12 protein-coding genes are annotated in these 14,495 nt (G+C 45.4%); all 12 read left to right on the top strand.

Going from position 1 to position 14,495, the window contains the following annotated elements:
- The first annotated feature begins 104 nt into the window (after positions 1-104).
- Positions 105-1,142 carry an XdhC family protein gene (locus WMO75_RS16495; RefSeq protein ID WP_118699602.1) on the top strand — a complete coding sequence of 346 codons (1,038 nt, stop codon included), beginning with the start codon at positions 105-107 and terminating at the stop codon, positions 1,140-1,142.
- A 128-nt stretch (positions 1,143-1,270) separates the two neighbouring features.
- Positions 1,271-3,049: a DUF1002 domain-containing protein gene (locus tag WMO75_RS16500; RefSeq protein WP_243111672.1), complete on the top strand. Its 1,779-nt coding sequence runs from the start codon at positions 1,271-1,273 to the stop codon at positions 3,047-3,049.
- A 227-nt stretch (positions 3,050-3,276) separates the two neighbouring features.
- On the top strand, positions 3,277-4,479 hold the full coding sequence (locus WMO75_RS16505; RefSeq protein ID WP_118252057.1) for a class I SAM-dependent rRNA methyltransferase: 1,203 nt from the start codon (positions 3,277-3,279) through the stop codon (positions 4,477-4,479).
- 55 nt (positions 4,480-4,534) lie between these two features.
- Positions 4,535-4,939, top strand: a complete 405-nt coding sequence (locus tag WMO75_RS16510) for a hypothetical protein (RefSeq protein WP_118699601.1) — start codon at positions 4,535-4,537, stop codon at positions 4,937-4,939.
- Between the two features lie 35 nt (positions 4,940-4,974).
- A complete protein-coding gene (locus WMO75_RS16515) occupies positions 4,975-5,820 on the top strand; it encodes a DUF5685 family protein (RefSeq protein WP_022214538.1) in 846 nt (281 codons plus the stop codon).
- Complete coding sequence (locus tag WMO75_RS16520) at positions 5,813-6,448, top strand: J domain-containing protein (protein WP_118699600.1); 636 nt, start codon at positions 5,813-5,815, stop codon at positions 6,446-6,448. The genes WMO75_RS16515 and WMO75_RS16520 overlap by 8 nt, the downstream gene beginning before the upstream one ends.
- A 186-nt stretch (positions 6,449-6,634) precedes the next feature.
- On the top strand, positions 6,635-7,621 hold the full coding sequence (locus tag WMO75_RS16525) for a diaminopimelate dehydrogenase (protein ID WP_022215719.1): 987 nt from the start codon (positions 6,635-6,637) through the stop codon (positions 7,619-7,621).
- Between the two features lie 189 nt (positions 7,622-7,810).
- Positions 7,811-9,439 carry an N-acetylmuramoyl-L-alanine amidase family protein gene (locus tag WMO75_RS16530; protein WP_118699599.1) on the top strand — a complete coding sequence of 543 codons (1,629 nt, stop codon included), beginning with the start codon at positions 7,811-7,813 and terminating at the stop codon, positions 9,437-9,439.
- Positions 9,440-9,648: 209 nt separating this feature from the next.
- Positions 9,649-11,103 carry a C40 family peptidase gene (locus tag WMO75_RS16535; RefSeq protein WP_118699598.1) on the top strand — a complete coding sequence of 485 codons (1,455 nt, stop codon included), beginning with the start codon at positions 9,649-9,651 and terminating at the stop codon, positions 11,101-11,103.
- Positions 11,104-11,443: 340 nt separating this feature from the next.
- Positions 11,444-12,244: a transporter substrate-binding domain-containing protein gene (locus WMO75_RS16540; RefSeq protein WP_243111674.1), complete on the top strand. Its 801-nt coding sequence runs from the start codon at positions 11,444-11,446 to the stop codon at positions 12,242-12,244.
- Between the two features lie 15 nt (positions 12,245-12,259).
- Complete coding sequence (locus tag WMO75_RS16545) at positions 12,260-13,051, top strand: amino acid ABC transporter permease (protein WP_199705054.1); 792 nt, start codon at positions 12,260-12,262, stop codon at positions 13,049-13,051.
- Positions 13,048-13,788, top strand: coding sequence for an amino acid ABC transporter ATP-binding protein (locus WMO75_RS16550; RefSeq protein WP_118699595.1), 741 nt, complete (start codon positions 13,048-13,050; stop codon positions 13,786-13,788). Before WMO75_RS16545 ends, WMO75_RS16550 begins: the two co-directional genes overlap by 4 nt.
- Positions 13,789-14,495: the final 707 nt, after the last annotated feature.

Consider the following 14,495-nt stretch of genomic DNA (forward strand, 5'->3'; position numbering starts at 1 on the left):
GTCATGTGAGGATAGAGTTTTTAATTCACGGCGAGGCTATATAATTAACAGTAAATGAGTAGCCCTAATAAAACAGCATAATGACTGAAAAAAGAGGAGAAAGCATGAATCTTTTTGAATTATATAAAATAATAAATGAAAATCTTCAGCAGAAATCCAACCTTCTGGCGACGGTGCTGGAGGGAGAGGCAGCCGGAACCAGGTATTTTTGGGCAGATGGGGAACTTCTGGGATATACAGGCACCGGCGAGGTGAACGAAGAACTCAAAACACAGATCACAGAGACACCGCAGAGCGGCATTTATGAAATAGAAGGGCAGAAATTTTTCATAGAGCATCTCAAACGTCAGGCGCATCTTGTGATCTGTGGAGGCGGGCATGTATCACAGCAGGTGATCGAACTCGCAGGGAAAGTCGGATTTCATGTGACAGTTCTGGAAGACAGACCATATTTTGCGGACCGCGCGAGAGAAGCCGGAGCAGACCTTGTTCTCTGCGATGCCTTCGAAAAAAGCCTGCAGGGAATCGCCGGAACGCCGGATACCTATTTTCTGGTGGTGACCAGAGGACATCGTTTTGACCGTGCCTGCCTTGAACAGATTCTGAAGAAACCATATGCCTATGTGGGAATGATGGCGAGCCGCGGACGTTCTGCACTTCTGAAGAAACAGATGGCTGGGGATGGTTTTGACAGAAAAGCACTGGATGAGATGTATACACCGGTAGGGCTTTCTATCCATGCGGAAACCCCGGAGGAAATTGCAGTTTCCATTGTGGCAGAACTGATCCAGATCAAGAACCAGACAAAAAAAACAGCCGGATACGATTCTCTTCTCATGGAGTATCTCACAGGAGTGAAGGAGCCGGGTCAGCCAAAAGTTCTTGCGACGATCATAGCCCGCAGAGGTTCAGCCCCGCGTTCGATAGGAACCAAGATGCTGGTACTCGGTGATGGAAGGATCATCGGCACGATCGGCGGCGGCTGTATGGAAAGCGAAGTCCAGCACCAGTGTCTGAGACTTCTCCGCGAAGAAAACGAAAAGTCCCGCATCGTCTGTGCTGACATGACAGTATCACAGGCAGAGGACGAAGGAATGGTCTGTGGTGGAACCATCGATGTTTTTCTGGAAAAATTTGAATGATTTCGAAGAAATAAAATAAAAAATACAATTCTGCAGAACGCTGTGTTATAATAAAAACACTTGAAAGAAGAGACCAGGAAGGCAGCTTTTTGAGACTGCCGCATCATATCATAATGGAGGATGAGATTATGAAAAAAAGAAGTATGATCGTAGCTGCACTGTGCAGCATGTGCCTTGCACTCAGTAACCCGATCCCGGCAATGGCAGATGCATCCAAAGTAGTAACACTTGGTGCAGATCTTACAGATGAACAGAAGAATACCATGATGAAGTACTTCAAGGCAGATGCAAGCCAGGTACAGATCATCACAGTTAATAACCAGGATGAGCGCAATTATCTGGGAAAATATATTTCAAGCGCACAGATCGGTACAAGAACTTTAAGCTGCGCCTATGTGAAACCAACCCAGTCCGGCGGCATCAAGGTTCGTACTGCAAACCTCAACTACGTAACCTGCAATATGCTTGCAAATGCACTTTCCACAGCAGGTGTTTCCAACTGCGAGGCAGTTGCAGCCTGCCCGTATGAAGTTTCCGGAACAGGAGCACTTACCGGTGTCATGATGGCTTACGAGACAGCCAGCGGCAAGCAGCTTGATTCCACCAAGAAAGACCTTGCTACCAAGGAAGTCGTAGTTACCGGAGATGTTGCACAGCAGGTCGGCGGCGACAATGCTACCAACATCATCAACCAGGCGAAACTGCAGATCATCGGTGACAATGTTCAGAACGCAGACGAGATCTACAACATCGTCAACAACATTGCAATCCAGAACAACGTATCTCTGAGCTCCGATGAATTGAATACGATCACAGCACTTCTTCAGGAAATCGTACAGCAGAATTACGACATTCAGGAAATGAAGCAGACTCTGGAAAGCATCCAGAAGAACCTCGACAAGACTATGAATAACGACAGTTCTTCCGATGATTCTTCCTCAGATGATTCCTCTTCCGATGGCGAAGAAGATCTTGTAGATGAAGATTCCAGTGACGGCGAAGATATCACCGAGGACGTAGACAGCGATGTTCTTGATGGCGCCAAGGAATCTTACACCGAGGATGCCAGCGTTGCAGAGGATACAGGCATGAATGACGTTCTGGAACCGGACGACGGCTCTGAGGATGATGGCATGGGAATCCCGGAGGCAACTGAAGACGGAACACAGGACAATTACGAAGAAATTACAGAAACTCCGGAAGGAACAGATTCTACAGACACCAGTACAGATGAATCTGACAGCAGTTCCGATGATGGTACAGGAATTCCGGAAGCAACCGGTGATGAGACATACGAAACAGACGAATCTTATGGAGAAACTTCAGATTCCGGCGATCAGGGAACAGATGAAAGCACAGATTCTTACGATCAGTCCACTGACGAAGGAACAGACGCTTCCACAGAGGATACTTTAAATACAGATTCCCTCGATGATGCTTCAAAGGCACAGTTTGACCAGGCAGAACAGTTCTGCGAGGGAGAATACAATGGAGATATCGCAGTTCTCAATGCTGTAATGCCAAATGCAGCGCAGCCGACCGTGACTCTTGATACAGACACCGCTTCCAAACTTACAAAGAAAGTTCTTGAGGCATATCTGAATGTTCTCAAGGATGGCGGAGCAACTTATACAGCATCAGAAACAGATATCTATGTATCCAGTCAGCTCAATATGGTCAACAATGACATGAAGAAGATCTTCAGCATTGAGACTGAGCCGGCAACAGACGATATCCTTGCAGCTCAGTCCGCAGAAGACAGACAGACTCTGTACAATGATACCATGAAGTTCTTTGAACAGCTTTATGGTGAGAGTACAGACACTTCTGCTCAGCAGGAATCTACAGATGAGACTTCTTATGATGAGGAGTCTTATGACGAAGAATCCTACAACGAAGAGTACTAATCATTAGGTAAAGCCCTCAGGCCGCAGCTTTTCTGAATAACCAGGAAGCTGCGGCTTTTTGCAGCTTTTTTGAGAACTGCAAAACTGTGATTTTTTTGTGAGCCCTGCGAAAAACTGGAAATCTAAAAGCATCTGTGATAGAATAGAGAGAAATCTTGTTGTTACTGTGGACAGTAACAACTTGCTAACTAATTGATGGGGAATATATAGCCGAAAGGGGAAATAATATGAGTCTTGCAGTGGTTACACTGAAAAAAGGAGAGGGAAGACTTCTCAAATCCGGTGGCATGTGGGTCTTTGACAACGAGATCGCCAGTATTATGGGAAGCTTTGTAAATGGAGATATCGTGCTGGTACATGATTTTGACGGATATCCGCTTGGAAGAGGATTTATCAACACCAATTCCAAGATCACGGTACGTCTGCTTTCCAGAGATGAGAATCAGCATATAGACGAGGACTTTTTTGAAAAAAGAGTAAGAGATGCCTGGGAATACCGCAAAAAGGTAACAGATACTTCAAGCTGCCGCCTGATCTTTGGCGAGGCAGATTTCCTGCCAGGTCTGACAGTTGACAAATTTGAGGATGTTCTGGTCGTACAGTCCCTTGCACTTGGAATCGACCGCTGGAAAGAAATGATCCTCGAACTTATCAGGAAAGTTCTTGCAGAGGACGGAATCAACATCCGTGGAATCTACGAGAGAAGTGATGCCAAAGTCCGCAAGCAGGAAGGAATGGAACTTCACAAGGGCTTCATCGGACCGGAGTTCCCGACTCTTGTTGAGATTGTCGAAAATGGAGTGAAATATCAGGTCGATGTCAAGGACGGACAGAAGACAGGATTTTTCCTGGATCAGAAATACAACCGTCTTGCGATCCAGAAACTCTGCAAGGATGCGAGAGTCCTGGACTGCTTTACACATACAGGTTCTTTTGCACTGAATGCGGGAATTGCAGGAGCAAGAGAAGTTACCGGCGTGGATGCTTCTGAGCTTGCTGTTCATCAGGCACAGGAGAATGCGAAGCTGAACGGGCTGGACGGCAGAGTTAAATTTATCTGTGAGGATGTTTTTGAACTGCTTCCGAGACTGGAAGAAGAGGGCGAGAAATATGACGTTGTGATCCTCGATCCGCCGGCGTTTACCAAGTCACGAAGCTCTATCAAGAATGCAGTCAAGGGTTACAGAGAGATCAACCTGCGTGGTATGAAGCTTGTCAGGGATGGAGGATTCCTTGCAACCTGTTCCTGTTCTCACTTTATGGATTATGAACTCTTTACCAAGACGATCGGACAGGCCGCACGAAATGCACACAAGAGACTGCGCCAGGTAGAATACAGAACTCAGGCACCGGATCATCCGATCCTGTGGTCTTCAGATGAATCTTATTATCTGAAGTTTTATGTGTTCCAGGTGTGCAGTGACAGATAAAAATAATCTTACATAATAATAGTGACATCATTTCATTAAAGAAAGAAGGACTTGCATGAGAGAAAAGTTTATCAAGTTTATGGAAGGACGCTATGGAGTAGACGCATTTGCAAGATTTACGATGGGCGTTGCATTTGTGATGATCATTCTGTCCATGTTTATCCGGAGCAGAGTCGGCGCGGCGTTTGATACCATTGGCCTTCTTGCGATCCTTTATACTTATTACAGAATGCTTTCCAGAGATATACAGAAGCGTTATGCCGAAAACCAGAAATATCTGTCCATTACATCCGGCATAAGACAGAAATTCAACCGTGAGAAAAACATCATGCAGCAGAGAAAGGAATATCACATTTATTCCTGTCCGAACTGCAAACAGAAGATCCGTATTCCGAGAGGAAAAGGCAAGATAGAGATCGACTGTCCGAAATGCCACACGAAATTTATCAAAAAAAGCTGAATACGATCTGAGATCAGAATACAGCCGGAGGTCTTATGTTTGGTTATGTGGTAATGAATAAACCGGAGATTAAATTCAAGGATTTTGACCTGTATCGTTCTTTTTACTGTGGTCTCTGCAGAGAACTGCGGGATCGCTATGGAGTGACAGGACAGATTTCCCTGACATATGATATGACGTTTGTGATCCTTCTCCTGAGCGGGCTCTATGAGCCGCCGACAAGGAAGGGAACGACGAGATGCATCATCCACCCTGTACGGAAACAGCCGGTCCGCAAAAATGCGATCACAGAGTATGCCGCAGATATGAATGTTTTTCTTGCATACTATAAATGTGAGGATGACTGGAAAGACGAGAAGAAGCTTCTGAGTCTTTTGTACGGGAACCTCCTTCGGGGCAAAGAGAAGCATGCAGAAGAGCGGTGGCGTAAGAAAGTCGACACGATCGTTTCACTTCTGAATGAACTTTCTGAGATGGAGAAGGCGGGGGAAGAGAATATCGATTGCATTTCCGGATGTTTCGGGAAGATCATGGAGGAGATCTTTGCGTATCGGGCAGATCTGTGGGAACCGACACTGCGCCGGATGGGCTTTTTCCTGGGTAAATTTATTTATCTCATGGATGCCTATGATGATGTAGAGGAAGATATCAAAAAAGGAAATTACAATCCTTTTTCCAGAAGTTATATAATGGAAGGGTTCGATGAACAGGTACGGCAGATGCTGATCATGATGATAGCAGAGGTCTGCCGGGAATTTGAAAAACTTCCTATTATTAAATATACCGATATACTGCGGAATATTCTGTATTCCGGAGTCTGGTGCAGATTTGAAGCAGTGTCCGGTAAGAGGAAGAAAGAGCAGGAGAAAGAAAATGTTTGATCCATACAGTGTCCTTGGCGTTTCCAGGGATGCATCCGATGAAGAAATCAAAAAGGCATACCGGAAACTGAGCAGGAAATATCATCCGGATGCAAATATCAATAATCCAAACAAAGAACAGGCGGAAGAGAAGTTCAAGGAAGTCCAGCAGGCTTATGAACAGATCATGAAAGAAAAGGAATACGGCTCCTCTTATGGAAATGCAGGCGGCTACTACGGTGGATTTACAGGCCGTCAGAACAGCACTTACCAGGATGAGGAGGCAATCCGCAGACAGGCAGCTGCCAATTATATCCAGAGCCGTCATTTCCAGGAGGCAATGAATGTACTCTCGTCCCTGAAGCAGAGGAACGGAGAGTGGCATTACCTTTCTGCGATGGCAAATATGGGACTTGGAAATAATGTCAATGCACTGGAGGATATCCGGACAGCGGTAAACCTGGAGCCGGATAATGTACAGTATCGTATGCTCCTTCAGAGAATGGAGGGCGGCGGAACCTGGTATCAGGAACAGCAGAATCCTTTTGGCGGAATGCCGGTGGATGGAAGCGATTACTGTATGAAGCTCTGTATCGCAAATATGCTCTGCGGACTGTGCTGTCCGGGCGGCGGTGTATTCTGCTGCTGAGAAAATTATTCAGTATTACTAAATGAATAAAAGAAAATACAAATCAACGGATTGACATTTTTTAGTTGTGATATTATCATAGTATCGTACTGCTGTGATAAAGCAAAAGCAGCAGGTCAGGTTCCTGTAACCGAGCAGGCAGGAACTTTAGAAGTACAATGGAAAAGTACAGGAGGAAATCTTAAGATGAGTATTCGTATTGGAATTTTAGGTTATGGAAACCTTGGACGAGGCGTAGAATGTGCAGTTAAGCACAATCCGGATCTTGAGCTTGTAGCAGTTTTTACACGCCGTGATCCTTCAACAGTAAAAATCCTCACAGATACAGCAAGCGTTTATCATGTAGATGAAGCAGAAAAAATGAAAGACAAGATCGATGTTCTGATCCTCTGCGGAGGAAGTGCAACAGACCTTCCGGAGCAGACACCGAAATATGCACAGTGGTTCAATGTCGTAGACAGCTTTGACACTCATGCAAGAGTTCCGGAGCATTTTGCAAACGTAGACAAGGCAGCTTCCGAGAGCGGCCATGTAGGAATCATCTCCGTAGGCTGGGACCCGGGAATGTTCTCTCTGAACAGACTGTATGCAAATGCAATCCTTACCAACGGTAAAGATTATACATTCTGGGGCAAGGGTGTAAGCCAGGGACATTCCGATGCGATCCGCAGGATCGACGGAGTCAAAGACGGCAAACAGTACACCATCCCGGTAGAAGCAGCACTGGAAGCTGTAAGAAACGGAGAAAATCCGGAACTTACAACAAGACAGAAACACACCAGAGAGTGCTTCGTAGTAGCTGAGGAAGGTGCAGACCTTGCACGTATCGAGAACGAGATCAAGACTATGCCGAACTACTTCGATGAGTACGATACTACAGTACACTTCATCACAGAAGAAGAACTGAAACGTGATCACAGCGGGATCCCGCACGGTGGATTTGTTATCCGTTCCGGCAAAACAGGCTGGAATGATGAGAACAGTCATGTGATCGAATATAGCCTGAAACTGGATTCTAACCCGGAATTCACTTCTTCCGTAATCGCAGCATATGCAAGAGCAGCATACCGCATGAGCCAGGAAGGACAGAAAGGCTGCAAGACAGTTTTTGATGTTGCACCGGCTTACTTAAGCGCACAGGACGGAGCAGAACTTCGTAAACATCTTCTTTAAGATCAATTTCAGCAGAGCGGGAAACACATGCCTGATATCTTATGTGAGACATCAGGCAGTGTTTCCCGCTCTTTTTATGTATTGACGTATCATAAATCTTGCGATATAATACCTACATGATATTGTAATAATATTGTAAAATTTGCAACGAAAAAAGTAACAATAAGTTTTTCGGAAAGAGGACGATATATGAAGAAGGTATGTAGAAAAGCTGGACTTTTGGGGATACTTTTGGGGCTCATGCTTTTTGCAGCAGGATTTGCCGTACATACAACGACAGTAGATGTTCAGGCTGCAACAACGACAGGATTTCGTACAGTAAACGGCAAAACTTACTATTACAAGAGCGGCAAGAAGGTCAAGGGATGGCTGACACTTGGAAGTAATAAGTACTTTCTGAATACGAAGACCGGAGTTCTTCTTAAGGGCTGGCAGAGAAGTTCCAAGGGAGCGATGAGATACTTCGATTCCCGTACAGGAGCAATGTACAAGGGATTTAAGAAGATTGGTAGGAATTACTATTATTTCAAACCGTCTACAGGCTACACGGTCAGTGGCTTTGTCAAAACTTCAAGTACCGTTGTGAGATATTTTTCATCAGGCAGTTACACGATGGCAACTGGCTGGATGAAGAACAGCAAGGGCGAGAAGTGGTATTTTACCCCATCAACAGGAATTATGTACAGGGGACTTAAGAAGATTGGAGCCTATTATTACTACTTTGATGGGACAACCGGTGCAGCCAAGAGCGGATTCCTGACAGCAGCCAACGGAAATGTCCGTTATTTCCGCGGAAAGACCTATGTAATGGCAACCGGATGGCTTGGCAGCAGCAGCGGCAAACGCTACTACTTCGCAAAGAATACAGGTGTCATGTACAAAGGCTTCAAGACAGTTGATGGCAAGACTTACTATTTCAATCCAAAAACAGGAGTTGTAACTACCGGCTGGGTAAAGGAAAATGGTAAGACTTATTATATTGATCCAAGCACAACCACGATAACAACAGGTACGAAGCTGATTGACGGCAAATATTACGTTTTTGACTCAAACGGAGTTATGACGGGCTCTTATGCTGACAGTTCCAACTCTGGTCCGACAGCACCAACCTCTGCAAGAACGCTTAAGAATTATCTCGCAGGAGCACTGCAGCCGGTAGGTAAGGCCCTTTATGTATGGGGCGGCGGCTGGACAGATTCCACAAGAAAAGGTGTAAGTCCGACCTGGGTTTCCTGGTATAACAGTCAGACGAGCAGTTACAACTATAATAATTACAGGGATTTAACAACTGCAAACAGAATCAAGGGACTTGACTGTTCTGGATTTGTAGGATGGGCATCTTATCAGGTTATGCATACAAAGTCTGGAGAAGGCGGTGGATATACCGTAGTTTCCGGAGATATTGGTTCTTATTATCAGAATACTCTGAAGTGGGGACGGATCGTAAACCAGAATTATCTTTCTCAAACAAAATGGAAGATGCAGCCAGGAGATATTGGCTATGATTCCGGACATACCTGGATCGTTCTTGGACAGTGTTCAGATAAGAGTGCTGTGATCGTTCATTCCACACCACAGGCAGGCTGCCAGATTGCAGGAACCTGCACACCGGATGGGGATTATGACAGCCAGGCAGTTGCACTTGCCAAAACTTATATGTCCAGATATAAGGGATATACGAAATACGAATATCATCCATCCTGTGGAAACTATATTCGAAGAGGAAATTATCTGAGATGGTACAGCAGTACACTTTCTGATCCGGATGGATATAAGAACAAGACAGCAGCACAGATACTTGCAGATCTGTACAGCTAAAATAAAGCATTAACAGTGAAGAGAAGCAGTTTTCATTACAGAAGACTGCTTCTTTTTTTCGTATTCTTTACTAAATGTTACAAAAATTTAAATTTTTTAATTATTTACTCTTGCGTTCTTGAGAACGATATGTTAATATGTAAAAGAAGTTCAATAAGATATTTCGAAAATGTTACAAAATAGATTGATTTAGATTATGAGGTGAAAACATGAAGAAACGAATTGTTTGCATGACGTTAGCATTAATGATGACAGCATCACAGGTTGTCAGCGTAAGCGCGTCAAGAGAAGACGAGCTGAGAGAGGAACAGGCAGCTACCAGCGCACAGTTGGATGCTACATACGCACAGATCGACCAGCTTTATTCAGCAAAGCAGCAGTTACAGAGCGAAATTGATGCTTTGGATGCAAATCTTGTGAATGTCATGGTTTCCATTCAGACCCTTGAGGGAGATATCAGCAATAAAGAAACTGACATTCAGAATACCCAGACAGCACTTGAGAAAGCACAGAATGCCAAGACTAAACAGTACGAAGCAATGAAAGAACGTATTCAGTACATCTATGAGAAGGGCGGCAATGCTGCATGGTTCCAGATGATGATGGATGCTGATAACCTTTCTGATCTTCTTACTAAAGCAGAATACACACAGAAGATGTATGAATACGACAGACAGAGCCTTGAGAAATATGCCAACACCATTGACCAGGTAACACAGCTCGGTGACCAGTACAAACAGGAGAAGGCAGAACTCGAGGGAATGAAACAGGAATACGAATCTGAGTCAGTAAACCTTCAGACACAGATCGATACCAAGAAAGCCAACTCCGCAGACTGCGACAATGAGATCGCATACGCACAGCAGATGGCAACAGAGTATTCCAACCTGATCGTTCAGCAGCAGGCAGAGATCGAACAGCTTGAGGCAGAGCGTATCGCCGCTGAGGAAGAAGCAAGACGTCAGGCAGAGGCAGAAGCCGCTGCAGCAGCAGAGGAAGCTGCAAGACAGGCCGCTGAGGAAGAGGCAGCACAGGAAGAAGACCAGAGTAACTCTGATGAAGAAGATCAGGAAGATGAGGATCACTCTGAGGATAGTGAAGACACAGACGACGAAGAATCCGATGAGGATCATTCTGAGGATGAAAATACAGACAGTGACTACAGCGAAGACGAGGACACATCATCTGATGACAGCAGCAGTGATGATGTAGAGTACGATGAGTACGGCAACGTGATCGACAGCGACAACACTGTAGATCCGGATGATTATGAGAGTTCATCATCCAGCTCCTCAAGCTCATCCAGTTCTTCATCCTCAAGCTCAGGATCTTCTATCGTAGATTATGCAATGCAGTTTGTTGGAAACCCGTATGTATGGGGCGGCACAAGCCTTACAAACGGTGCTGACTGTTCTGGTTTCACGCAGAGTGTCTATGCACAGTTTGGCTACAGCCTTCCGAGAACATCCTACGAGCAGCAGAACTGGGGAACTGAGGTTTCTTATGCAGATGCACAGCCAGGCGACCTGATCTGCTATGGTGGACATGTTGCAATCTATATGGGCAATGGACAGATTGTACATGCGTCTAACTCCCAGGATGGTATTAAGATTAGTAATGATGCTACTTATAGGACTATTCTTTCTGTAAGAAGACCGTCATAATTTTTCATAAAATGTATGCATAAAAACGGTGGTGTAAAAACTGCCGTTTTTTTGTTTTGTGGGGCGGTCTTGCATTACAAATGCGTCACTGCCGGGTGCCCCCGGCAAACAAAAATGTTGACTTTCCAAAGATAAAGTATTAAAATGTCATAAAGCGCAACGGGGCACTTCATAGTTTCGTGCGCTTTTTTTTACTTTAAAGCAGTCCCATCTGCTTTATTCAACACGGTGATATGTTCCGCAAGGACATATGGATGAAAAATATATATTTCAGGAGGAAACGAAAATGAGAAGGAGCAAAATGTGGAGAATGTTGACAGTAGCAGCTGTAGCAGCATCTATGACATGCGGAGTATTTGGCGTACAGAGTGTAAGCGCGGCTGACAAAAAGACCCTCAAAGTTGCAATGGAATGCGGATACGCTCCATACAACTGGACACAGCCGGATGATTCCAACGGAGCAGTGCAGATCTCCGGAAGTTCCGACTATGCATATGGTTATGACGTTATGATGGCGAAGAAGATCGCAGACGAACTTGGTTACGACCTTGAGATCGTCAAACTTGACTGGGATTCCCTCGTACCGGCAGTTCAGTCCGGACAGGTTGACTGTGTTATCGCAGGACAGTCCATCACCAAAGAACGTCAGCAGATGGTTGATTTCACAGATCCATATTATTATGCATCGATCATCACTCTGGTAAAAGAGGATGGAGACTATAAAGACGCAGCAAGTGTAGAAGACCTCAAAGGAGCAACAGTTACTTCCCAGCAGAATACCATCTGGTATGATTCCTGCCTGCCGCAGATCCCGGACGGAAACATCCTTCCAGCACAGGAAAGCGCACCGGCAATGCTGGTAGCTCTGGAATCCGGTAAATGTGATGCAGTCGTAACAGATATGCCTACAGGAAAAGCTGCCTGCGTAGCTTACCCGGATTTCAAACTCCTTGACTTCACAGGAACAGACGGAGAATTCGAAGTATCTGACGAGGACATCAACATCGGTATCTCCCTCAAGAAAGGAAACGATGAACTCAAAGATGCGATCAACGGAGTTTTAAGCGAGATGACAGAAGACGACTTCAACGATATGATGGACGAAGCAATCTCAGTTCAGCCACTGTCCAGCGAGTCATAAAGGAGGAGCAAAATGCTGCCTGAAAGTTTTGGAGGAAGAATCATATATCTTCTTCAGCAATATGGTCCCTCTTTCGCGAAGGGAGCCGGAGTCAGCATGTGGTTGGCACTGGTCGGAACACTTTTTGGATGCATCATCGGTTTTCTCGTAGGTATCGTGCAGACGATCCCGGTAGACAAAAACGATTCCACAGTCAAGAAGGTACTGATCAAAATCGTGAAATTTATCCTTGCCTGCTATGTGGAGTTCTTCCGTGGAACTCCTATGATGGCACAGGCAATGTTTATCTACTTCGGTAGTGCATACCTGTTCAATATCAATATGTCCATGTGGTTTGCCGCGATCTTCATCGTATCCATCAACACAGGTGCATACATGGCAGAGACTGTCCGCGGCGGTATCCTTTCCATTGACCCGGGTCAGACAGAAGGAGCCAAGGCGATCGGCATGACACATGTACAGACCATGATCAATGTTATTTTGCCACAGGCACTGCGTAACATCATGCCGCAGATCGGCAACAACCTGATCATCAACATCAAAGATACCTGTGTACTTTCCATCATCGGTACGGTAGAACTTTTTTACACGACCAAAGGTGTGGCAGGTGCACTGTATACATACTTTGAGTCCTTCACAATTGCCATGGTCATTTACTTTATCATGACCTTTACCTGTTCCAGGATCCTTCGCGTGATCGAGCGTAAGATGGACGGACCGGACAACTATGACCTGGCAACCGCAGATACCCTGACACATACAAGTGGTATGTATTCTTATAAGGAAAGGAAGGACAACAGAGAATGAGTGAAACGATCCTGGAAGTGCAGCACCTGGGAAAATCCTTCGGAACACATGAGATCCTGAGAGACATTGATTTCTCTGTAAAACCGAAAGATGTTACCTGCATCATCGGACCTTCCGGTTCAGGTAAATCCACACTGCTGCGCTGTATGAACCTTCTGGAGACACCTTCATCCGGCGAGATCCGCTACCACGGAACAAACATCATGGACAAACACGTGAACGTTCCGAAGTACCGCTCCAAAGTCGGCATGGTGTTCCAGAACTTTAACCTTTTTAACAATATGACAGTTCTCAAAAACTGCACAGTCGGACAGGAAAAAGTCCTCAAAAAAAGCAAAGAAGAGGCACACAAAAACGCAATGATGTATCTCGAAAAAGTCGGCATGGCCCCATACATCAATGCAAAGCCGAAACAGCTTTCCGGTGGACAGAAGCAGAGGGTAGCGATCGCAAGAGCCCTTGCGATGGAACCCGAGATCCTGCTCTTTGACGAGCCGACATCCGCCCTCGACCCGCAGATGGTCGGAGAGGTTCTGGAAGTCATGAGAACCCTTGCCAAAGATGGTCTGACGATGATCATCGTCACACATGAGATGGCCTTCGCCAGAGATGTGGCGAAGCATGTGATCTTCATGGGCGATGGAGTTATCGTGGAAGAGGGAACTTCCCATCAGATCTTTGAAGATCCACAGAAAGAACAGACGAAGGAATTTCTGAGCCGTTTCAGAAATTCCTGATGGGAACTGCCCAGCGGGGCGGCTGTTTGGCAAATAAGAAAACCCTGAGGGGGACGATCTCATAGTTGCGAAGGCCGATTGTCCCCCTCAGACTCCCCCTTTTTGGCCACGCCTGGTGCATCAAGACGGAACGGGTTGACGTCAACTGTTTAAGGCTGTTTCGCTGACGCGAAAAGCGCGGGAACTTGAGCTTGCGAGAACTGGGGTTCCCGCGAGCACGTCGAAGGCGTGATGTTGACGGGCCCGTAGTATGTGATACTGCGGAAGCAGGTAGAACAATAGAATACGTAGGATTGATTAGTTTCAGGTGCAAATCTGAACTATACAGAAAAACCAACAACATAAGTAAGCGCAGACTCATGGGGCAACCGTGCAAGTCTGCGCTTATTTATACGAAAATCTTCCGACTTGAAACACCAGGAGAATTTTTCAAAGACCACCTCATAAGACAAAATTTCCGTCAGATACCCAGCCCAGGGGTTGCAAGGGGACGGGCGGATGTTCCCCTTGCGGTCTTCTTACATGCAAATGTAAATCGCGGGCACATGGGAAGTCCCCATGAAACATTGTTTTAATAAAAATACAATATCCAGCAAAAAAAACTAGACAACACACAAAATATAATATATGCTATAAATGAGCAAATTTGAAAAAATGCACAAAATTATCCTGCTAATTTCATAAATGCTTCAAAATCATCACTTGCT

It is taken from the genome of Blautia intestinihominis (assembly GCF_040096655.1).
Classification (GTDB): Bacteria; Bacillota; Clostridia; order Lachnospirales; family Lachnospiraceae; genus Blautia_A; species Blautia_A intestinihominis.